Below are 21835 nucleotides of genomic sequence, written 5' to 3' on the forward strand. Positions count from 1 at the left end.
GACGAGTGAAAATCGGTTTAACCTGGCATATCCAGTGTGCTCGTATGATACTCAGTGGGTCTGCCTCGCAATCTTTGGCGGCCACACTCGCCGATGAGCTGAACGAACCGCTCGGATTCGTGGAGTACCAGTCGTTCCCGGACGGGGAACTGCTCGCAAGCGCACCGGACTTCGAAGCCCACCGTGCCATCGTCGTCGCTTCCACCGTCTCCAGCGACGCACATCTCGAACTTCTGCAACTACAGGACGCCGCCCGTGAATGGGGTGCCGAGGAAATCGTCACCGTCCTCCCGTACATGGGCTACGGGCGACAGGACAAGGCGTTCGACCACGGGCAACCGATTTCCGCCCGAGCAGTCGCCCGTGCCATCAGCAGCGGAACCGACCGCGTGTTCACCGTCAACCCGCACGAGGAATCCGTCTGCGACTTCTTCGACGTTCCCGCCGAATCCATCGACGCCGCGGGTCGCCTCGCGGACCCGCTACCCGACGACTTGACCGACCCCGTCTTTCTCTCCCCCGACGAGGGCGCACTCGACATCGCCGAAACGGTCCGCAACGCGTACGGCGACGGCGTCACCGATTACTTCGAGAAAAAACGCCTCTCCGGCACCGAGGTCGAAATGACGCCCAGCGACACCGACGTGACCGGCCGTGACGTGGTCATCACGGACGACATCATCGCCACGGGTTCGACCATGAGCGAGGCCGTCTCGCTCCTCCACGGGCGTGACGTCGGCCGGGTCTTCGTCACCTGCGTTCACCCCATGCTCGCCGGGAACGCCCGCCTCAAACTCGCAAACGCGGGCGTCGAGGCCGTCTACGGTACGGACACCATCGAACGAGCCGTGAGTCAGGTGTCCGTCGCCCCCGACATTGCGAACGTATTGTAACACCCCATCTTGGTTGCGCCGGACGCGTTGGCAGAGCGAAGGCGATTACAGCAGTTCTCTCACTTTCTCCGCGGTGAGTTCGTCGCTCCAGTAGATGTCGCCGTTGATTTCGACCGGTGCATTCTCTTCCATGAAAAAGTCTTCTAGTTCTCCTTTTGAGAGGTCAAACGTCGCTACTTCTCCGGTAGGTAAGTAGTGCCGAGGAGTATTTTCAACAGCTGTTCCTACAATTATTCCTCGCTGGTAATCCCCTGCTGGATATATCTCCAATTTGACTTCGAACATTCCTCCATCAGAAGATGAAATATGAGTCACATATGAGGTCATACCAGGAGTTTGGCATAATGTTGAATATGCATCACCAAGCACGATGTAGCGATACCCTAACAAGTGAATCCGGTGAATCAGAGATAGTGCCGTCTGAAATTGGAATCCTGAACTAAGTAATCGAACAAGCAACCGACCGATCTCCGTCGCAGTGGCGTTGCTAACTTTAGATAGAGTGACAATACCTGCTGTCGAACCACGTTTGAGGAGGGCCATTCCCTGCTCGTATGAGTTACACGCATTCAGTAGAAACATCCTGACATTCACTTCTGAGAGGTTTTGAACATCGAGATACCCATCTTCGCAGTGAATTCCTTTATCCGATATGTGGCCGATGTAGTGGAAGAAATCGGTTTGTGTGGAGAGTTGTTCCATCAATTCAGCTTTTGTCGTCCGATGATGGACTGTGACGTTGAACTGCGGAAGGTCCCATAGTTCGTAATCATCAACAACATTACTCTCGTCTTGCATCATCGGATCGTTACATACTATTGTTACATTTATGGTCGCTGTCGATGAACCCTCGTTGGTACGACTTCTCGTCGAGTATGAATGAAGCCCATCGTAGGTCAGTTTGCTCCATCGAAGTGGATATCCGGGGCCAACCCACGCACGTTGTCGCGTGTTCGACTTACCTTCCATCTCGAATATCTTGGCCGAAGGATTCGATTTGGTACTAGCTTTAGCAGAATTTTTCGAGAATCCTTCCCGGTAAAATTCATGGACCAATTCCGGTGTTTCTTCCTTCCTTTCGGATGGCGGTTGTGCCGTTCGAACGAATGCGAGTTTGTTCGCGAGGAAGGGGAGTATTTCGACGTTTTCGACGGTTGGAACCATATCGACAGCGAGATGCCATGAGGAAATCACTGGTTCAAACGTATCGAACGGGATGCCGAGATATGCTCGAAGGCGTTCTTCCAGTGACGTATCGAAAAGAACGTCCAAATCGATATCCAACCGTGGTTCGATTACTTCTCGTTCATAAAGTTCAACTGAATAAAATCCATCTGTTCGGACCAGGCAGTCCAAAAAGAATACTTGTCGAAGGATTCGCTCGATTGTTTCTTCGTAGCTATTGCCCGTCCCCAATTCGTACTCGAAATCCTTTGCGATGAGTCGTGGACTTCTTCCAGAAACGACTGACGAATTGAGATAATAGGCGAGTGACGTTGCCGGGTAGAGGTACTCTCGTTCCGGTGGAAGGACGAGCGTCGTTTCTGTCTCTCCAGAAGTCACCGAGGATGAAACGTGGAATTCGTTACCGCGTTCGATGAGTGGTGGATGTCCACGGAGTGTCGGATACGACCGTTCCGAACTTGTTGTCTTCAACACCGATCCGAACAGTGACATCGCTCGCATGATATCGTTGGTATCGTCCGTGACCGTGATCGTTCCTGGGGGTTTCCGTACTTTCGAGCGTACTCCGATGATAATACTTCGTTCTTGACCGAACGACAACTCCGAATCCGACCCTTTTCGTTCGAACGATATCGGTCCAGACAACGAGAGGTAGATCTTCATCGGCTTTCCTGATAGTTCGACCACATAGCTGTCTCTCGGCAATATCTCACCACACTGATTGTTGCTACTATCAAAACGAATCGTCCCATCGAGATCTCGAATGACAACCCCTCTATTTGCGTGCATCTCGATTGAACTCGTCTGAACCTCGACCGCTCTCTCGACCGGAAAATCCAGACCGTCGGCATCCACTTCCGTCGGAGAAACAGGCTTCGGTGTGCGAAGCACGAACCGTGATTTATCGAGTGGATCGATAAGTTCGAGTCCGTGACCATCGGAAAGGGTTTCGATTATCATGATTTAGGAAAAAACTCCGTATCTTCGTTATCGAGTGAAAATCTATTCTCGTTCCTCTGTAATAACTTTCTCCACTTCACCGACGGTTCCGTTTCGGACAAAAACAGTTCTGGAGTGGCGAACCAGATCCTCGTGATCGCTCTACACTTCCGCTTCGGCCAACGGCGCGATTGCAATCCACCTTTTGCTGCACTCCCTCGCATCCGCTCGGTCGCTGGCAAAATCTGGACCAAAAGCGCGTCGTGCTCCCTGACGGTCGCACTCGCGCCCACTCGCGTTTCGAGGCGCGGAACGCCTCGTCGTTCGCGGCCGGTTTCCTACACTTCCGCTTCGGCCAGCGGCGCAATGGCGATTTCCATCTCGACGCCTTCGACGTCCCACGTCTTTCGGTGGCCGTCCTCGACCGTGCCGACGCTCTCGGCGCGAACCTCGTCCTTCACGAGGTCCATGTGGCGCTCGACCAACTCGGCCACGCGGTCGTCGCGCACGTCGAGTTCGAGGTTGATCGCTTCCTCGATGTCCAGATCGAGTTCCTTTCGCATCTCCTGCACGCGGCGGATGACTTCACGGGCGTAGCCCTCGCTCTCGATGTCCTCCGTGAGCGCGGTATCGACGTAGACGACGCCGAGTTCCGTACCCTCGACGTCGAACGACGCGCCGGACACGTCGTCGGGCGTCTTCGTGACGAATTCGACCATCTCGTCGTCCAGTTCCACTGCTCGCGGTTCGTCACCGCTCGCACCGTCCGAGGCGCGTTGCGCCTCGCGCTCGCCCAGCGCGTCCTCCACGGCGGATTCGAGCGCGGAGAGGTCGGGTTCCGTGACGCGCGCCTCGTTGAGCGCGTTCATGACCTGTCCGGCGTCGCGCCGAAGGCGGGACCGAGCACGCTCATGTCGGCCTGTGCGCTGTAGGCGAGTTCGCCCCACCCCTCGTCGGGCGAGACCAACTCGACTTCGCGGGCGTTCAGGCGGTCGGCGAGCAGGTCGCCGTGGTTCTCGACGGCGTGGACGACCGACTCGTCCCGCGCGTCCACGACGATTCGTGAGACGGGCCAGCGGAGTTTCCGTTCGGCCTGCTGACGGGCGTTCGCGCCCGCTTCCTCGACGGAGCGGAGGACGGCCACGTCCTCCTCCAACTGCTCGTCCTGCCAGAACTCGTCCACCTCGGGCCAGTCGAGCATGTGGACGCTCTCTTCGCCCTCGTCGTCGGTGAGGTTCTGATAGATGTCCTCGCTGATGAACGGGGCGAACGGGGCGAGCAGGGCGACCAGTTCCTTCAGGACGTGGTAGAACGTCGCGTATGCGGCCTGCTTGCTCGCGCTGTCGGCCTCGTCCCACATGCGCTCTCGAACGACCTGGATGTAGAACCGCGAGACGTCCTCGACCACGAAGTCCAGCAGCGTGCGGAGCGCCTGGTCCTGTCGGAAGTCGTCCCAGTCCTCGGTCATCTCCGCTGTGACGGTCTGTAACCGGGACAGAAGCCACTCGTCCACGAGTTCCGTTTCGGCGTCCTGCACGTCGACCTCGCTCGGGTCGAAGTCGTCCAGTCGCATGTACGGCAGCGGGAACCGGAACACGTTCCAGAGGATGTTCAGGCTCCGTTGCATGTTCTGCATCTCGTCCCACGAGAAGCGCATGTCCTCGCCCTGCGGATTCTGCGAGAGCAGGAACAGGCGCATCGGGTCCGCGCCGTGGCGCTCGATTGCCTCCTCGGGGGAAACGATGTTCCCGATGGATTTGGACATCTTGCGGCCGTCCTCGGCGAGCGCCCACCCGTGCATCAGCACCTCGTCGTACGGCACTTCGTCCAGTGCGGCGGTGCCCATGCCGAGTTGCGACCAGAACCAGCCACGCGTCTGGTCGTGGGCCTCCATGATGAGGTCCGCGGGCCACAGTTCCTCGAAGTCGTCCGGGTTGCTCGGGTAGTCGAGCGTGCCCCACGACGCCACGGAGGAGTCCAGCCACACGTCGAACACGTCCGGAACGCGGGTGTACGTCGTCCCGTCCTTCGTGATGGTCAGGTCGTCCACCGTCGGTCGGTGCAGGTCAACGTCTTCGGGGTCCACGTCTTGATCGACGGCTTCGGCGAGTTCCTCGCGGGTGCCGACGACGACCACGTCGTTCATGTTCCCGTCCCATCCGTCCGCGGCTTCGCCGCTTCCGTTCGCGGACAGGTCCGCGTCCGGCGTCCAGATCGGTATCGGCACGCCCCAGTAGCGCTGGCGCGAGACGTTCCAGTCCGGCGAGTTCTCCACGAAGTTGCGGAAGCGCTCGTCGCGGGCTTCCTGCGGATGCCACTCGCTGTCGTCGATGTTGTCGAGCAGTTCCTCCTTGATGTCCGTCACCGTGATGAACCACTGGTCGGTGACGATCTGCAGGATGCCCGTATCACACCGCCAGCAGTGACCGTAGCTGTGGTGGACTGTCCCGGACGCGAGCAGGTGGCCGCTGGCTTCGAGGTCGGCCATGATATCCTCGTCGGCGTCCTTGACGAACTGTCCCTCGTACTTGCCAGCCTCCGGGCCGTACGTGCCGTCGCCGCCGACGGGACAGAAGATGTCGAGGCCGAGTTCCTGGCCTCGGTTGAAGTCCTCCTCACCGTGGCCGGGCGCGGAGTGGACGAGTCCGGTACCGTCCCCGTCCACTTCGACGTAGTCGGCTTCGTACACTCGAAGCGTCCCTTCGCCGCTCGGGTGGTCCGGCACCTCGTCGTCGAGCGGGTGGTCGTACTCCCAGCCGACCAGTTCGTCGCCGGTCAGTTCGTCAACGACCTCGTAGTCGTCGTAGCGACCTTCCTTCAGGACTTCCTCGACCTTCGGTTCGCCGACGTACAGCGTCTCGGTCTCACCGTCCTTCGTCGCTCGAACTTCGGCGTACTCTCCGTCGGCATCGACGGCGACGAACGTGTTCGCCGGGACGGTCCACGGCGTCGTCGTCCACGCGACGAGGCTTCCCTCTCGGTCCTTCAGGGGGAACTTGACGTATATCGACGGGTCGTCGACGTCCTCGTACTCGACTTCGTTGTTGGCGATGGCCGTCTCACAGCGCGGACACTGGCTGATGGAGCGCATCCCCTGCTCCACGAGGCCGCGTTCGTGAGCGCGCTGGAAGCCCCACCACGCGGCTTCCATGTACTCGGGACTCAGCGTCTTGTACGGGTTGTCCCAGTCCATCCAGACGCCGAAGGACTTGAAGTCCTCGTCCATCGCGTCGAGTTGGTCGTTGGCGAACTCCTTGCACTCCTCGATGAAGTTCTCCATCCCGAACTCCTCGATGTCCTTCTTGTTCTCGAAGCCCAGTCGCTCCTCGACTTTCGTCTCGATGGGCAGGCCGTGCATGTCGTAGCCCGGCCGGTCGGTGACGTCGTAGCCGCACATCCGTTTGTAGCGGATGTAGGTGTCCTTCAGCGACTTGTTCCACGTCGTCCCCATGTGCGCCGCGCCGGAGGTGTACGGCGGACCGTCGACGAAGAAAAATCGCTCCGCGCCCTCCCGCGCCTGCTTCGTCTTCTCGTAGGCGTTCACGTCGTCCCAGTACTCGAACACCCGGTCCTCCACCGAGTGCGGTTCGTACTGGTCGTCTACTTCGGCGAACCTGCTCATGTGCGATGTGAGTGCTCCCGACAATAAAGTGGGTTCGGTTATGCAGTCGAGACAGTACGACCCGTCCGGAGGGGATTTCGAGCAGGTGCCAGACGGCGGCGCGCTCGCCATCGTGAATAGGCACAGAAAATACTTGTACTCCAACTCGAATCTATCATCATGCTTCTCTTCGAAATCGTCTCTCTCACCGCCGTCCCTCTCCTACTGATAATTCTCTTTGGATTGGTGTCGTTCTTCTACTGGCTACGATGGGATGCGACCGCCCGCGGGAGTTCATCTCCGCTTTATTGGACAATTTTGGGACCGATAGTCTGGCCTGTCGCCCTCTACTACTTCCTCGTCGTTCGCCCGTCGCACGAGCGACGATATCCACCGACGCGACGGCAGGGTCTCGCGGGTATCTTCACCATCAGCTACATCGGCGCGATGGGTCTCGGGTTTGCATTCGGACCGCCCGACCCGTTCACGCAGGTTCTCTACACGCCTATCTACTTCGTGATTCTCCTTCTGATCACGTATCTCCTCGTTTACCGACGCCGATACGAACGGCTTCCGGAGGTCGCGTGAAGCGACCGACCGTCGAGTAGCGGATTTCGAGACCTTCCACTCTACGGTACAGGGTATCGTTACTAGCGACTCTGCTTATCCCTCTTCACGTCGGAACCCGTAGTCAGGCACTCCGTGCCGCCCACACCCCATCCACCATGTCAACCGTCCAATTCGACGACCTCTCGGACCGACTCGAAAAGTCCCTCACCGATTTCAACGGCGAGTCTTCCGACGAACGAACGCGACTTTCGACCCGCCTCGAAACAGCACTGGAGCGGCTTCAAGACGCCTTCTCGTCCGCCGAATCGTTCGAGGACGTGACCATAGCCGCCGAGAACCTCTGGACCGTCATCGACGAAGCCGAGGACGTGCTCGCCGGGTTCGACGCCGAGTCGTTCGGCAACACCGTCGATGTCGGCAAATTGCCCGACGCCATCGAGTTCGAAGACGTCCCGGACGCCGTCGAGGGCGGCGACCCGATGGCGGCCATCGACGCGAAGGAACTCGTGAAAGCCGTCAACTTCCGCGAGTTCTGGAGTTCCGACGAGATGCAGAACCTCTGGAAGGAGGGAACGGAACTGGCCGACGCCATCGGCGTCCTCTCCGGTGATGATTCGAACGACGACGGCGAAAACGGCGACAACGACGGACTCGGCGAGATGGACGGCGACACGGCCGAAATCGCGTCGGAGGCGACCGAAGGGAAACTCCAGTCCGAACTGCAGGAGAACGCCGAGGAGTTCCGCGAACAGATCGAGACCGCCCGCGAGCGATTGAAAGGGCAAATCGCCGAGAGCGAGTTGGGTTCCGGCGAAGGGTCTAACCGCGGCGACAGCAGCTCTTCCCCCGGAAATCGTCCGGACATGCAGGTCACGTTCTCGTACTCCACGATGCCGGACGACCGTCCGGATATCGACGCCACGTCGCACTACTCGACGATGCCGAAACGCGAATGAAAGGAGAACGGGATACAGAGAGAAATAGGAGACAGAGAGAACAGGAAGCAGTCCGGCTTACACGCCGGTGGAGTACCGAAGGATGCCAGCGACGCCGCCGAAGGCGTTCAGCAGTTGTTCTCCCTTTTCGAAGTCCGTGCTGATGAACTTCGTCTCGGTGCCGCGCTGTTCGGCGATGTTCATCAGGTACTCGATGGCGTCCTCGCGTTCGGTCATCTCGGCCTCGGTCCCGTCCTCGCAGGTGTGGCTCGGGTCCTGTTTTCGGCGGTCGATGAACTCGTACTCCTCCTGGTCGCCACACTCGAAGACGGCGACGTCCTTGCGGAGGTCCTCGGAGAGGAGCAGGCGGTCCACCGACCCCATCACGAGGTTCTTGCGCGTCGGCTCGAACCCGTAGGTCGCGAGGTCGCCCTCGTGGAGTTCGCGGAAGAACTCCTCCATCTCCTTTTTGTCCTTCATTACCTCCGCGTCGGCCAACACTTCCTGTGCGGCATCGACGAGGTCGTACAGTCCGGATTCGTCCGTGTAGGAGACGTCGAACTTTCCGAGCACCTTCTGGTCGAGTTCGTGGTGGAGGTAGTCACCGTCGAGGAACTCGTCCTTCGTCGGCGACGGACCGCCGACGAGAACACCGTCTATCTCGTGTCGCTTCGGGACGAATAGGTCGTCGGCCATCCCCGCGACCTCCTGATAGAAGTTGTCGATGGCTTCGAGGCGCAGTCGGTGGAAACGCTGGGCGGACTGACCACCTTTGCGCTGCTTGCCGGGGACGAGCGACGACGCTGACTTGACCGGTTCGACGCGCTTCCCTTTCAGCCACCCGACGTTCGCCTCGCGTCGGTCGAGAACGATGAGGCCGTACAGGCCCTTGTCGCCGAGCATCTCCTCCAACGGTTCCGTGAGGAACTGGGAGTCACAGTGGTAGCGGAACGACTCGACGGGGTCCGGCGGGCTTTCGAGCACCTTCGTGACCATGTCGGTCTGGCCGCCGCCGGTGTCGATGGCACCGCTGAACATGACGATTCCGCGGTCCGGTGGGAAGGTGTCGTAGTAGCGCAGTCGGTCCTTGATGGACGTGAGTGCGTCCTGAACGTTGGTTCGTGTCTGCTTCGATTTGATGTTGCTCGCTTCGCTGTGCTCCTGGGTGACGTGCGCGACCACGTCGCTGACCTGCTTGTCCTCCGGAATGTAGATAGTGACGAGTTGGGTCCCCGAGCCTTCGTACTGTTTCAAGTCCTCGATGACCTTCTGGAACTCGTACTTTTTCCTGTCGGACTGTTCTCCTTCCTGCTGGCTCATTACTCCCTTCTAGCCGCTCCAACTGGTAAGTAAGCTTTGACCTCGCTTGCGGCGTGCTACCGCGATTTCGTCCCCGCTTTGACTCTCAGGAGACTGCCGCCAGCAGGTCGTCGGTGTCCACGACGGTTGCGAACTCGCCAGCGAGTTGCGCGAGCGCGACTCGGTGATTCGTTTCGGCGGAAATCTCGGTACCGTCGGGTGCCACACGGTCGAATGTCGCCGTCGCATCCGAGACGAGGAACGGTTGAAAGCCAAGATTGTCCGCCATTCGCGTCGTGGTCGAAACGCAGTGGTCGGTCGTCAGACCGACGACAACGACGGTTTCGTACCCGCCTTCGCGGAGCCACGACTCCAGTTCCGTGCCGATGAACCCGCTGTTGACGCGTTTTTCGAAGACCGGTTCGTCGTCCACTGGTGCCAGTTCCGGGATGAATTCGAATCCCTCGGAGTCGCCCTGAAGCGGCGAACCCTCCTCAGTCGAGTTATGTCGAACGTGGACGACGGGGCGGTCGGTGCGCCGCCACGCGGTGAGCAGTTTTGCTGCTTTTTGCTCCGCGTCGGGATTGTTGCGCTCGCCCCACACGGGGGCGGAAAACCCCTGCTGGAAGTCGATGGTGAGCAAGACGGCGTCGTCCGGGAGTTCGAGTTCTGGTTCGGGTTCAGTTTCGGGTTCGTGTTCAGTGGTCATGCGTCGATGAGTATCCTGCTTTTCGGGTGTTCGCGTGTCGTCCGAATCGGGCATTCGTCCGGTGCCTGCGCTTCGTCCTGCGAGAAGAGGTACTGGGGCCACTCGTGGTCGCCTTCGACGCCCCAGTCACCGAGTTGCGCGTGCGGGCAGACGCCGTCGTAGCTCTCCATCCGTTCCTGGATGATCTCCCGTGCTCGCCGTCCCTTCTCCGTGTCGGCCGTTACGCCGTCGAACAGGGACCGCGGTTGGAACGTTATCTCCAATCCGACCGGGCAGTAACGGCTCTTTCTGTCCTCGTAGAACGGCGCGCGACAGGTCGGGAACATCGGTTCCCCGTTGAAACAGAACTCCCACTCGTTGTCCTCCGGGTCAGTCGGGATTTCCTCCGGCCACGGTTCCGGGTCGTGAATGTGGAGGAACTGCAGGATGTGCCACATGGATTCGTGGTAGCCTGCCTCCGGGAGTTGCTCCTCCGGCGGCTTGAAGAACACCGTCAGTGGCGCACGCTTGCTGTAGTCTTCGTATATCTCGTGATACTCCGCGATGGTTCCACCGAGCGAGAGGAGCGCGTCCTTGTCGGTCATCGACGGGCAGAACGTGTACAGCGCGTCGCCCTGCTGTTCGGTCTCGATGCCGAAGTAGCACGGGAACGGCGTCCCGTTCCGCTCCCCCAACAGACCGTTTCGAAAGCTCTCGTAGTGTGCGGCGGCCCAGTCCGGTACCGCACCCGAGTCCACGCGGTGCTGGATGGTGGATTGATCCACCAGCACGTCGATACCCGGTTCGTTCATGGAGGCCCTTTGGGAGCGAATCGTACTATGCGTTTTGACCTGCCGTTCGTCGTGGGATTCGAATGTCGAATTCAGGACAATTACGACACACGAGTCACCCAAGCCACGGCGGATGGAGTTCTTGCTCCGGATACGTCCCACGTCAGTACAAACTCCTTCGTGTTGTTTATTCTAGGGTTCGGGCTAAACAACGGACTAGGTTTATGTACGTGCTGTTGTTCGGTTTGACATAACGACCATGACTGGGACAGTATTGGCGGTTGCAAGCGGCAAGGGAGGTGTGGGAAAGACGACGACCGCGATCAACCTCGGAGCGATGCTCGCGTCGGCGGAGTATTCGGTCGTCGTCGTGGACACCGACCTCGGAATGGCGAACGTCGGCGGCTACCTCGATTTCGAGATCGACGGCGCGACGCTCCACGAGGTGCTTTCGGGCGATGCTGGCATCGAAGACGCGATCTACAACGCCCCCGGCGAGATCGACGTCGTTCCGAGCAGTACCGACATCTACACGTTCGCACAGTCACAGACGGCGGGACTTCAGCAGGTCGTCGCCGACCTACGCGAACAGTACGAGTACGTCCTCCTCGACACGGGTGCCGGTATCAGCTACGACACCATCCTCCCGCTCTCGCTCGCGGACGACGTGCTGCTCGTCACCACTCCGGACGTCGCCGCAGTGCGCGATACGGCCAAAACGGCCGAACTCACGGCCCGCGTCGATGGATCGGTTCGCGGCGCGGTGCTCACCCAGCGCGGCAACGACGTCCTCAACGCCGACAACGTCGAGGGGACGCTCGATAACGACGTTCTCACCGTCGTCCCGGACGACGAAACCGTCCCGATGGGTCTCGACGCCGGACGACCGCTCGCCGTCTTCTCGCCGAACAGTCCGTCCGCGAAGGCCTACCGGGAACTCGCGGACATCGTCCACCGCCGCGACGGACACCCCCGAACTGTCCGGCGAACCCACCTCACGATCTAACTCCGCCCCTGTCTCCGATTCCCCACCCTCTCCCTCGCTCGCCGACGCCGAATTCGAACTCGGGGCCAGTGCCCCCGAAGAACCGCCAGTTACGGAGCCCAAGCCGACCCCCGAAGCGACCGACGATACCCCCTCCGAGAAGCCGGACGCGTCCCCCAGTCCCGATGAGCGACCGCTCGATCTCGAAGCCGCCGATGCGTTCGAATCTGCCAATGCCCCTTCCGAGCCTACCGATTCGCCGTCCGACCCCGCCGATGCTGTATTCGAGCCTACCGACCCACCGTCCGACTCGGTACCTTCGGACCAACCGACCGAGGACGCCGAAACGGAATCCGATTCCGCGTCGGACCCCGACCCAGTCCACGACCTCATCGACCGAAAGGTCATCAAAACCGGCGACGCGGACGGTTCCGAACCGAGCGCGGAAGCGGCCCCGCTCGAAGACGTGCCGGAATCCGTGGAGAGTGCCGCCACCTCCGATATTCCGACGGACGACGCTGATCTCTCGACGGACGACGCTGATATCCCGACGGACGACGCCGCCGCTCCCGAGCAGGCCGTCGATACCGCGACACCGCCAAGTGAGTCCGTAGCTGAAGCGGACGATACGGACGAGTTCGACACCGTTCTCTCCGATGTCGGTGATACGTCGGAATCGACCACGACACCCGACACGGAAACGCCGACCGACCTTCCCGACGAAATCGTCGAAGCCGAACCCGAGGAGCGGAACGATGCGGACGAAATAGAGGCCGTCCCGTTTCAGGACGACCCCGTCCGTCCGGATCCGAACGACGACGTGGATGGTGACGATGACGTGGATGGTGACGAGGAAACGGACGGACTGTTCGGCCGAATCGGTTCGCTGTTCCGGTAAACGGGCACGTGGTTTTCTCACCGCGAGCGGATGGACCGTTTTCGACTATCGACCGCAAAAAGTGGTGTGACGCGATTTCGAGCGGCTACTCCCCGGGAGTCCCGCGAGCGAACGCGACGGGAGTTACATCGACTCCGGCGCTTCGATGCCGATGACGCCCAGCGCGTTCGCGATGGTGTGCCTCGCGGCGGCGACGAGTGCGAGACGGGCGTCCCGAACGTTCTCGTCCTCGGCCGTCAGGACCGGGCATTCCCGGTAGAACGTGTTGAACGTCTCCGCGAACTCGCGGGTGTAGGTGGCGACGGCGTGGGGTTCCAGGTCCTCGGCGGCCTCCTCGATGACGTGCGGGAAGCGCGCGATGACCTCGATGAGTTCTTCCTCAGACTCCGAATCGAGGATGGACGGGTCGATTTCCGCTGGAATTTCGCCTCCAGCCTCGTCGATGATCCCGCAACAGCGCGCGTGGACGTACTGGACGTACGGGGCGCTCTGGGCTTCGAAGTCCAAGGCGCGCTCCCATTCGAACGTGATGGTCTTCGTGGGTTGTTTCGAGATGATGTCGTAGCGAACCGCGCCGATGCCGACCTGTCGGGCGATGCGGTCGATGTCGGCTTGGGTGAGGTCGTCGTCGCGGATGCGGTCGTCCATGCGATTCTCTACTTCCTCGCGGGCGCGTTTCTCTGCCTCGTCGAGCAGGTCGTCCATATCGACGCCGGTTCCTTTCCTGGTGCTCATCCCACCCTCGGGGAGGTTGACCCACGAGAAGTGGAACGTGGTCAGTTTGTCGGTGTCGTTGCCGAGGATTTCGAGCGCTTGGGCGAGTTGATCGGCCTGTAGCTTGTGGTCCTCCCCGACGACCGTCACGGCGCGGTCGTAGTTGTCGAGTTTCCACTCGTGGTGGGCCAGGTCGCGGGTCGTGTAGAGGCTGGTCCCGTCCGAGCGCAGGAAGACGAGGTTCTTCTCGAAGCCGAACTCGGAGAGGTCGAGTTGCCACGCCTCGTTCTCGTAGACGGCGTGTTCCGTCTCCTTCAGACGGGATACCACGTCGTCGGTGCTCCCGTCGAACATGAACCGCGTTTCCTTGACGAACTCGTCGAACTCGGCGGGAAGGCGATCCAGCGTGACGCACATTCCCGAGAGGACGGTATCGACCACTTCGCTGATGCGCTCGTACGTCGCCTCGTCGTGCTCTTCGAGACCCTGCAAAATCGACGCGATCTCCGTTTCGGCTTCGTCGACGTCCCCCGGGTCCGCCTCTTCGAGGTAGGCGTTGCCCTTGCGGTAGTAGCGCACGAGGTCGTAGTCGGCGCGCTCGCGCTCGGGGCTCGGCAGGTCCTCCTCGTCGAACGTCTCGTAGGCCCACGTGAACACCGCGATCTGGCGGCCCGCGTCGTTGACGTAGTAGTGCCGGTCCACGTCGTTGCCCGCGAAATCCAGAATTCGGGCGATGGCGTCCCCGGTGATCGGGTTGCGCGCGCGGCCGACGTGCACCGGACCGGTCGGGTTGGCGCTGGTGTGCTCGACCACGACGCTCTCGCCGGTCGGTTCGAGGCGACCGTACTCGTCGTCCTGTGCCGTCTCGACCGTCTCGTCGTAGTAGGCTCGGCTCGGCAGGAAGTTGACGTACGGTCCTTGACCGACGGCGGCAGCGATGTGGTCGTAGCCGTCGACGTCGATTTCGTCCGCGATGTCGGCCGCGATTTTCGGTGGCGGTGCGCCGACCTCTCCGGCGAGTCGGAACGCCGCGCTCGAAGCGAGGACGGCGTCCACACCCTCCGGGGGTGTCTCGATTCCGAGGTCGTCAGTCGGAAGGTCGAGGCTAGAGAGTGCCGCGAGAAGGGCGTCCTCGACTTCTTCCCTGAACGTCAGGAACATACCCGTTCGTTTCTGGTGGGCCAGTAAATGGGTTTCTGTCTTCGTAGGTCCGACGACCTATCGTCGATTTCGGCTCACACCAAACTACGAAGGACGATCTCGATACCCGCGAAAAGGCAGAGCAACAGGAGAATGACGGGAGTAATGACGATGAATCCCGGGTAGAACCCCTCGACTTCCGTTCCGTCGTCTCCCCGTATCAACGCCTCAGCGACGATCACGACCAGCGCTATCGTCGGCAGAAAGAGGCCGAATCGCAACAGCAGATACGTCGGCAGCACCGTCAGCATGAAATACGCGACCCACACGACCAACAATCCTCGTACCGACCCATTGGTCGTCCTCGTCGCGTGAAACGTACCGACGATTCCGACGAGTACCGAGAACAGTACCGCCGTGACCGCCGGTGGATAATTGCCCATCGGAACCATTTATCATCCCCAACGAGTCCATCGTACAAATGTGTTCGCAACATGAAACGAACACGTACGCCGTCTTCACGTCGTCACGACACGCATCAACCGGCTACCGAGTGAATTCAGCCACAGCACGGTCAACCCGACGCCGTACGCGACCATGATCGCCAGACCGATGAACAGCATCAACAGTAGCCCACCCGGAAGCATGGCCGTGAGGACCAGCACGCCGATGGTGACCTCCCGCCACCGCCTCCGCATCGTCCGGTAGGGGACGACGTTTCCGTGATGGAACAACAGCATCGTCACCGGAATTTCGGCCAGCAGGCCGACGCCCGCGGTCAGCGCGAACACGAGCCAGAAGAACGCGCCCGTTCGGTAGGCGATTATCATGTCCGCCGCGTGTGCGTCCGCGACGAGGTAGGAGATGACCACCGGCGCGACGTACCCGTAGCCGACGAGACTTCCGCCGAGGAATCCCACCGCCAACGCGGCCCCCCACAGCAGAAACACGTCGCGGTCGGCGCGAGCCTCGAACCGGGATTCGACCGCGGGCCACGCGTAGTACAGCACCATCGGGAGCACCGCGAGCGCCCCGGCGATGAAGCTCACCTTCATCTCGAACGCGAGCGCCTCGACCGGATGCAGGAGGACGATACGCAACGCTTCCGGGTTCACACCGGCCGGAAGCCGCGTCAGGAAATCACGCTTTATGGCGCCGATACCGCCCCCGTAGAGGAACGTGAACGTCAGTCCGACGACGGCCATGAACACCGCCGCGACGTGGAACGATTTACTCCGCAGACTCCCGAGGATGAACCTGATATCGTAGTAGTAGCCGCCGATGTCCTCCTCGGTCGTCCCGTCCTCGGCGAACACCGACGCCATCCGGGATGCGGTCCCCTCGACTGCTGTAGTCAGCCCATCCTTCTCGTCGCTCGTCCCCTCGGTACTCACTTCGTCGCCAGCGGATTCTCCGTCGCTAGCCGATTCGTCGTCGGACGATTCCACGCTTCCCGCATCCTTCCCGTCGAACCGGTCGAGGATGGCCGCCGCTCGCTCGTGGTCTCCCTCATCGAGGGCGTCGTCCGCTAATTTCAGCGCTTCGTGTTCGGTGAGCGATTCGAAGGCTTCGGCTGGCGCGGCGCGAATCCCAGCGGCGTCGAGTCCCCCGAGGTCGAGTTCCACGGGACGGCCGAAGTCGCCGCTCCGGTTTCCCGTTCTTTTCGTAACTAGCCGCGCACAGCCAACCCCGACGAAGTACAACGTCGTCATCGGAATCGCCACGAGCGACATGGAAAACGGGTCGGGCGACCCGTTCACCATCGAACTGAGAACGACGATGCCGAAGACCGCGTACCGCCAGCGGTTCCGCAGCAGGTCGTAGGAGACGATATCGGCGTACACCAACCCACCCATGATCAGCGGCAGCTCGGCCGTCAGTCCCAACACAACCGTCAACAGGAGGACGAACTGCGTCCAATCCACGATGGAGTATGTCGGCTGAAACCCGGCCTGAATCGCGTTGTTCACGAGGAAATCGAACAGCAACGGGAGGAAAACGAGGTAGGCGTAGGCCACACCCCCGAGGAACAAAACCACTGCCAACGCGCCCACGAGAATTCGGGTTCGCCTCGTACCCGGTAGAGGAACCGATTCCCCACGCTCACTGTGGCGGGTCCGATAGACGACGAACAGCGCCGCGAGTAGCCCCCCCACGATGAGGCCGAGTTTCCCCTGGAGGAGGACGACGTCGAACGGCGTTACCGCGACGATTATCGCCTTCGACTCCAGCAGTCGCCGCTCCAGTGCGGGCCATATCCAGTACCGAAGCGCGTAGAACGTCGTCAGAAACCCGGCGACGAAGACGACGAACGCGACCCGTAGCTCCGAGCGTACCCGCCGAAGCGCGATACCCGCCACTCCCATCAGTCGATTGTATCCAGTTGCCCCCACGCAAATCTCCCCCCGCAGTCCCAGTCGTACTATCGTCTCGCATAACTATCAACTTTGCTCGCAATCGCCGGACGGGCCGTCAGTTGCTCCGCATCGTCCAACGAAGCATGTCCGCGAATTCCAGCGCCGACTCGTAGCGCTCGTCGGGGTTCGAGGCAGTCGCCGTTTCGAGCACGTTCGCGAGCGGTTCAGATATCTCTGCGTCGTTTCGGGTCAGTAGCGACTCGGCAATGTTTCCGAGTCGAGAAACGATCTCTTCGTCGCTCACGCCCTCCGATTCGTCGGTTCCGGTAAATCTCCAATTCGTGACCGTGACGTCCGAATCCACCACGATATTCCCGGCTGTGAGGTCCTCGTGTCCGACTCCTTCCTTGGACGCTCGATGGACGATTTCCGCCGTTCGAGCGACCGTGGAGACGATATCTCGCTGATCGAACGAGCCGCCGACTTCCGCCAACGTTCGTCCCTCGACTCGTTCCACTGCGATCCACGGCTCCGGGTCGATACCCCAGTCGTGAACCAACTGTACGCCGTCGAAATCTATCCTCGCCCACTCTTCCGCGGCCCGTTCGAAGTCTTCCGGTGCGTCGTGGAATCGCCGGAGGAGAACGCTCTCGCCCTTCGGTGTGTGAGCGAGATGGGTTTCGTCGTCCAGTCGGTCGCGGAGTTCGTAGCCGTTCCACGTCGGAACGGCGGGTTCGGTTGCCGACTCGCCTTCGTTGTCGTCCCTGCGATACAGATGATAGCCGCCACCGAACAGCGCCGCACCGAGGAGTCCGCCGGTCGTCAACCCGAGAGGAGAGACGGCAGTGCGGAGCGTATCGTACAACTGAGACCTTCCGGGGTCGGTAATCGCTCGTATCTCCCCGGAAACGGTGCTAAAGTACACCGTTTTATTGGAGATGTGGTGGTTCCCTGTCGTCCGAGTCGAGTGGTCGTACTGCCACCGAACGTGGCCGTCGCGGAGGGAAAGCGCGTAGGTGGTCTCTCTCCCCTCTTCTCTCCCTTTCCTACTGAAGACGATGAGCGAATCCCGCGTCGTTCCTATCGGAAAGTGGTAGTGGTCGTCGGCGGTCGAAAACTGCCAGCGGTGGCTTCCGTCATCGGTCGAGAACGCGAACAGGCGTTCGTGCGTCCCGACGTACAGCGTATTCCCGACCAGACGAAGTCGTCGGTAGGTGTCCGTGCCGATGTCGGCGTGCCAGAGCACGGTCCCGCTCGCCGCAAACAGTGCTCGGAGGGTTCCTCCATCGGTGAGATATACCGTGTCCCCTCCGATTACGCCGGGAAAATCGTACGTCTGGCTCTTAGAGCGGACCGACCACTGTTTGTTACCAGTATCAGCATCGACCGCATGGAGGAGCCCCGTTTCGTAATCGGTGGCGAACACGACCCCACCGGCGGACGAACGCGCCAGAATCCTCCTTCCCTCGGAAATGGTAGTGTTCCAATCGACGATGCCGTTTCGCGTGGAAATCGCGACGAGGCTCCCTTCGTCCGTCCCGGCGTAGACGTGCCCATCACTGGCGTCGGATAGGGAGACCCACTCACCGTTCGACGGCGTGACTGACCACTTCTCTTCGCCCGCTCCTCGCGAGAGAGCGACGATTGTCTCCCCTCTCGTGATGATCGAGGTCGACAACAGCGGACCGGTCGGTTTACCGCCGTTTCTGTGCCACCGTTCGCTTCCGTCCGTCGCCGAGAGCGCCGAGACGTTCTCCCCGTCACCGAGATACACCACGTCGGCCGTCGGAAAGAGGGTCGGAAAGTTTCCTTTCGTTTCGTAGCGCCACCGTTCGTTCCCGTAAATATCGACGGCATGAACGACGTTCTTCGTTTGTGCGTAGAACGCCCAGCCTACCGTTCTCGTGAGTCGTACGTACTGGTCGCCGAAACCGACGCTCCACACCGTCTTCGCTGTCGGCGCGTACGAACGAACCGGATTCGAGAGGTTCCACAGCGGAACGGAGACTCCCGTGTTTCGTATGAATTCACGTCTGGTGGCTGTCCGCCGCTCCATTTCCCGAAGAATGTCGGTGAATGCAAATATGTTTTCTTATGCGACGTGCTCCCGTCACCCAACTCACCGTATCGCTCCTGTAATCTCCCCGATTTTGTGTTGTCCTCCTCCGAAAATTGCTTCATCTTTGCCCGAACGGAGCGAATCAATAATATAGTTGGAAAATCAACCACTTCGCATGCATCTCCGCCCTCCTCGATTTCGGTCCCTCAGCGCCGTCCTCGGCCTCTTCATCGGATCGACCATCGCCCTCTCCCTGCCGTGGTTGTGGCCCGACGCCCCGGCGAACGCCGTGGAAATCGGAATCCTGTTCACGCTCCTCGGGTGGGTCGCCGTCGAGCAATTCGCGGCGGAGATCGACCGGGCAGTGGTCGCCCGACGGCACTGGTTACTCGCCGTCGTCGGCGTGCTCCCGTTCGTCGCCCTGCTCGTCACGCGAGCGCTCACGGGGAGTACGTCGAGCGGCGAAATCGTCCTGCATGCGTCCCTCTTCGGGATGGTCGCGTTCGTCGCGTTCGCGGCCTGTTCGTCACGGTACGCCACGATACGTCTCCAAACTGAATCGATTCGGGGGAACGTCGTCGGCGTCAAATCACGCCTGTACGACCTGCCGCTCACGATGGCCTCGTCCGCCATCGGCATGTTCGTCCTCCATCTCCTACTCCCCGGGACGTTCTCCCTCGACTTCCTTTCGGGGTCGGTCGTCGGATCGCTCATCGGTGCGGTCATCGGCGCTGCACTGGTCGGGAACCACACCGTCGAACTCGTCGCACTCGACGACGGCCTCGTCATCGCCTCGGACGGTCGTGGCGGCGGAAGCTTCGTCCCGTGGCGTCGAATCCGCGGCGTTCGCCTCGACGGCGACACGTTGCGGGTGGCCCGCGGCCTCCCATGGCCGATGGTGTACGAGGCCGACCTCTCGTCGGCCGTCCATCCCGATACGGTGGTGCACGAGTTCCGGTCCCGCGTTCACTGAAAACGCCCAATCGCGTTCTCTCGGTTCGGGAACGCCCGATTATTCTCGACCGAAGTGTTATTGTATCAACGAATAATTATTTCCGAACATGTTACGGTTGGACGATGTCGTCGCGGGCTACGGACGACATCGAATCTTGAACGGACTCTCGTTGGCGGCCGATGACGGTTGCACCGCTATTTTAGGCCCGAACGGAGCGGGGAAGACCACCCTGTTCCGCGTCGGTGCGGGCGTGCTCGAACCGAAACAAGGCTCCGTCTCGATAGACGGTATCGACCCCTACGAGAACCCTGACATCAAGTCCGAAGTCGGCTACATTCCACACGTTCCGTCGCTGACGCCGAACCTATCCGTTCGGAAAAACCTCGAATTCTGGGGCCGCGTCCTCGAACTCGACACCGAGTACGCGACCGGCCGGATCGACTCGCTGGCCGACTCCCTCGGCTTTCGTGACCTGCTCGAAACGGACGGTGGCGCGTTAAGCCGGGGACAGGCGCAGCGAATTGCACTCGCCCGGGGATTGCTCGCCGACCCGTCGCTCGTCTTCCTCGACGAACCGACGACGGGTCTCGACCCGTCCATCAGGTCGAAACTGCTCGACTTGCTTCGAACGCTCGCGGACTCCGAACGAACGCTCGTCTACACCACTCACAACCTCCACGAGGCGAAGGTACTCGCCGACGACATCGTCCTGCTGAACGACGGCGGAATCGTCGCGTCAGGGTCGAAAGACGAAATCCTGAATCGGGAGGATGGCACTCGGGAAATTCGAGTGAAGCTGACCGTCGACGATGGAACGTCGATCCTCCGGGAGTTGGCGTACGAACCGGTTCAAGACGGGGAGTACCTCCAGTTCGAACTCGATGACGAGACGACAATCGAGGGCCTCATCGAACTGCTCGCCGACCGAGGCGTGGGGGTAATCGACGTGGAGACGGAGAGCGAGCCGCTCCAGACGTTCTTCGAGACGGTAACTGGAGGCGAAGAACGTGCGTAGTTTCGACCGCTCGATCCACCTCAGCAAGGCGTTTCTGTGGCGGCAGTATCGCTCCCTCGGTGCACGGATGTTCCTCACGCCGATCGGGTACGGCGCGTTCTTCCTGCTGGTCGCACTCTTGGCCGCTCGCGCGCCGAACTTGTTGACCGGCACGACGGAACGCTCGATTCAACTGTCCGCCAGTCGCTACTTCGTCGGCGTCGATGACGCCGATGCGAGCGTACTCGCGTTGGTGCTCATCCAAGGGCCGTACATGCTGTCGATATTCGGCGCGGTTACGGGGCTTCGCGTCGGGAGGAAATTCGCTCAGCGCGAGATCGAGAGCGGCCGGTTCGAACTCGTCCTCGCCGCGCCCTACGAACCCGACGAGGTGTTTCGCGGGTTGCTCACCGGGTCGATACTCTTGACCCTCGCACAGTTGTTCGTCCTCGCGGTCATCGGTCTCGGCGGTGCGCTCGCCCTCCTCGTCTCCCTCGATGTTTCGTTAACGTCTCAGTTCGATCACCTCGCGTACGTCTCGTTTCTGACCCCGATTCCAGCGACGCTGTGGGCCGTCGTCGTCACCGTCGCCGTCTCATTCTTCTCGGGAACTGATCGGCTCATAAACAACGTCCGGAACGTCACGAACGTCGTCGCCGTCGCCCCCGCCCTCGGTACCCTGCTCGTCCTGAGTTTCTATCCCGACGTGGACCTGTTCACGGTCGCACTCGCCACCTTCGGACTCTGTGCCGTCGGGACGGTCGTCGCGTCCGTCGCCATCGATACGTGGTTTGCCGTCGAAACGGTGCTGTCGGGGTAATCTTCCATCCCG

General features: G+C 60.8%; 15 protein-coding genes and 1 pseudogene. 7 read left to right on the top strand and 9 right to left on the bottom strand.

The annotated features are described in order from the left end of the window. Window positions 1-44: 44 nt before the first annotated feature. Window positions 45-893 carry a ribose-phosphate diphosphokinase gene (locus A4G99_RS04590; RefSeq protein WP_066139988.1) on the top strand — a complete coding sequence of 283 codons (849 nt, stop codon included), beginning with the start codon at window positions 45-47 and terminating at the stop codon, window positions 891-893. Window positions 894-938: 45 nt separating this feature from the next. Here the strand turns inward: A4G99_RS04590 and A4G99_RS04595 are convergent, their stop codons facing one another. After that, the gene (locus A4G99_RS04595; RefSeq protein ID WP_066139989.1) at window positions 939-3038 is read right to left on the bottom strand and encodes a hypothetical protein; all 2100 of its coding nucleotides are present in this window, start codon (window positions 3036-3038) and stop codon (window positions 939-941) included. 317 nt (window positions 3039-3355) lie between these two features. Next, window positions 3356-6639 (bottom strand): annotated as a pseudogene (gene ileS, locus A4G99_RS04600) (isoleucine--tRNA ligase). A 159-nt stretch (window positions 6640-6798) separates the two neighbouring features. Between ileS and A4G99_RS04605 the strand changes: the two are divergent. Together A4G99_RS04605 and A4G99_RS04610 are read left to right on the top strand one after the other, a co-directional pair. Further along, window positions 6799-7206 carry a hypothetical protein gene (locus tag A4G99_RS04605; RefSeq protein ID WP_066139992.1) on the top strand — a complete coding sequence of 136 codons (408 nt, stop codon included), beginning with the start codon at window positions 6799-6801 and terminating at the stop codon, window positions 7204-7206. A 137-nt stretch (window positions 7207-7343) separates the two neighbouring features. Next, window positions 7344-8144: a hypothetical protein gene (locus A4G99_RS04610; protein WP_066139995.1), complete on the top strand. Its 801-nt coding sequence runs from the start codon at window positions 7344-7346 to the stop codon at window positions 8142-8144. 57 nt (window positions 8145-8201) lie between these two features. On the opposite strand, the gene prf1 is transcribed toward A4G99_RS04610, so the two are convergent. From prf1 to A4G99_RS04625, 3 genes are all read right to left on the bottom strand, one after another. Further along, a complete protein-coding gene (gene prf1, locus A4G99_RS04615; protein WP_066139998.1) occupies window positions 8202-9443 on the bottom strand; it encodes a peptide chain release factor aRF-1 in 1242 nt (413 codons plus the stop codon). A gap of 85 nt (window positions 9444-9528) precedes the next feature. Then, on the bottom strand, window positions 9529-10131 hold the full coding sequence (locus A4G99_RS04620) for a cysteine hydrolase family protein (RefSeq protein ID WP_066140002.1): 603 nt from the start codon (window positions 10129-10131) through the stop codon (window positions 9529-9531). After that, window positions 10128-10922 carry a YqcI/YcgG family protein gene (locus A4G99_RS04625; protein ID WP_066140005.1) on the bottom strand — a complete coding sequence of 265 codons (795 nt, stop codon included), beginning with the start codon at window positions 10920-10922 and terminating at the stop codon, window positions 10128-10130. The genes A4G99_RS04620 and A4G99_RS04625 overlap by 4 nt, the downstream gene beginning before the upstream one ends. A gap of 238 nt (window positions 10923-11160) precedes the next feature. On the opposite strand from A4G99_RS04625, the gene A4G99_RS26975 reads away from it, so the two are divergent. Further along, on the top strand, window positions 11161-11907 hold the full coding sequence (locus tag A4G99_RS26975; protein WP_223301718.1) for an AAA family ATPase: 747 nt from the start codon (window positions 11161-11163) through the stop codon (window positions 11905-11907). 1000 nt (window positions 11908-12907) lie between these two features. Here the strand turns inward: A4G99_RS26975 and argS are convergent. The 4 genes from argS to A4G99_RS04650 form a co-directional block, all read right to left on the bottom strand. After that, entirely contained in the window at window positions 12908-14659 is a 1752-nt protein-coding gene (argS, locus tag A4G99_RS04635) for an arginine--tRNA ligase (protein WP_066140009.1), read from the bottom strand. A gap of 74 nt (window positions 14660-14733) precedes the next feature. After that, on the bottom strand, window positions 14734-15081 hold the full coding sequence (locus A4G99_RS04640; RefSeq protein ID WP_150123036.1) for a hypothetical protein: 348 nt from the start codon (window positions 15079-15081) through the stop codon (window positions 14734-14736). A gap of 75 nt (window positions 15082-15156) precedes the next feature. Next, a complete protein-coding gene (locus A4G99_RS04645) occupies window positions 15157-17031 on the bottom strand; it encodes a twin-arginine translocase subunit TatC (RefSeq protein WP_223301719.1) in 1875 nt (624 codons plus the stop codon). A gap of 79 nt (window positions 17032-17110) precedes the next feature. Further along, entirely contained in the window at window positions 17111-19051 is a 1941-nt protein-coding gene (locus A4G99_RS04650) for a PQQ-binding-like beta-propeller repeat protein (RefSeq protein ID WP_066140015.1), read from the bottom strand. Between the two features lie 178 nt (window positions 19052-19229). On the opposite strand from A4G99_RS04650, the gene A4G99_RS04655 reads away from it, so the two are divergent. The 3 genes from A4G99_RS04655 (at window position 19230) to A4G99_RS04665 (ending at window position 21823) form a co-directional block, all read left to right on the top strand. Further along, window positions 19230-20027, top strand: a complete 798-nt coding sequence (locus tag A4G99_RS04655; RefSeq protein WP_066140018.1) for a hypothetical protein — start codon at window positions 19230-19232, stop codon at window positions 20025-20027. An 88-nt stretch (window positions 20028-20115) separates the two neighbouring features. Continuing rightward, the gene (locus A4G99_RS04660; RefSeq protein WP_066140020.1) at window positions 20116-21024 is read left to right on the top strand and encodes an ABC transporter ATP-binding protein; all 909 of its coding nucleotides are present in this window, start codon (window positions 20116-20118) and stop codon (window positions 21022-21024) included. Next, window positions 21017-21823 carry a hypothetical protein gene (locus tag A4G99_RS04665; RefSeq protein ID WP_066140023.1) on the top strand — a complete coding sequence of 269 codons (807 nt, stop codon included), beginning with the start codon at window positions 21017-21019 and terminating at the stop codon, window positions 21821-21823. The genes A4G99_RS04660 and A4G99_RS04665 overlap by 8 nt, the downstream gene beginning before the upstream one ends. Window positions 21824-21835: the final 12 nt, after the last annotated feature.

The sequence above is a fragment of the Haladaptatus sp. R4 genome (assembly GCF_001625445.1).
Taxonomy (GTDB): domain Archaea; phylum Halobacteriota; class Halobacteria; order Halobacteriales; family Haladaptataceae; genus Haladaptatus.

Bases quoted from the DNA above. Each gene is read 5' to 3' on its own strand.
- A4G99_RS04590 (WP_066139988.1), top strand. From the start codon at position 45: ATGATACTCAGTGGGTCTGCCTCGCAATCTTTGGCGGCCACACTCGCC.
- A4G99_RS04595 (WP_066139989.1), bottom strand. From the start codon at position 3,038: ATGATAATCGAAACCCTTTCCGATGGTCACGGACTCGAACTTATCGAT.
- A4G99_RS04605 (WP_066139992.1), top strand. From the start codon at position 6,799: ATGCTTCTCTTCGAAATCGTCTCTCTCACCGCCGTCCCTCTCCTACTG.
- A4G99_RS04610 (WP_066139995.1), top strand. From the start codon at position 7,344: ATGTCAACCGTCCAATTCGACGACCTCTCGGACCGACTCGAAAAGTCC.
- prf1 (WP_066139998.1), bottom strand. From the start codon at position 9,443: ATGAGCCAGCAGGAAGGAGAACAGTCCGACAGGAAAAAGTACGAGTTC.
- A4G99_RS04620 (WP_066140002.1), bottom strand. From the start codon at position 10,131: ATGACCACTGAACACGAACCCGAAACTGAACCCGAACCAGAACTCGAA.
- A4G99_RS04625 (WP_066140005.1), bottom strand. From the start codon at position 10,922: ATGAACGAACCGGGTATCGACGTGCTGGTGGATCAATCCACCATCCAG.
- A4G99_RS26975 (WP_223301718.1), top strand. From the start codon at position 11,161: ATGACTGGGACAGTATTGGCGGTTGCAAGCGGCAAGGGAGGTGTGGGA.
- argS (WP_066140009.1), bottom strand. From the start codon at position 14,659: ATGTTCCTGACGTTCAGGGAAGAAGTCGAGGACGCCCTTCTCGCGGCA.
- A4G99_RS04640 (WP_150123036.1), bottom strand. From the start codon at position 15,081: ATGGGCAATTATCCACCGGCGGTCACGGCGGTACTGTTCTCGGTACTC.
- A4G99_RS04650 (WP_066140015.1), bottom strand. From the start codon at position 19,051: ATGGAGCGGCGGACAGCCACCAGACGTGAATTCATACGAAACACGGGA.
- A4G99_RS04655 (WP_066140018.1), top strand. From the start codon at position 19,230: ATGCATCTCCGCCCTCCTCGATTTCGGTCCCTCAGCGCCGTCCTCGGC.
- A4G99_RS04660 (WP_066140020.1), top strand. From the start codon at position 20,116: ATGTTACGGTTGGACGATGTCGTCGCGGGCTACGGACGACATCGAATC.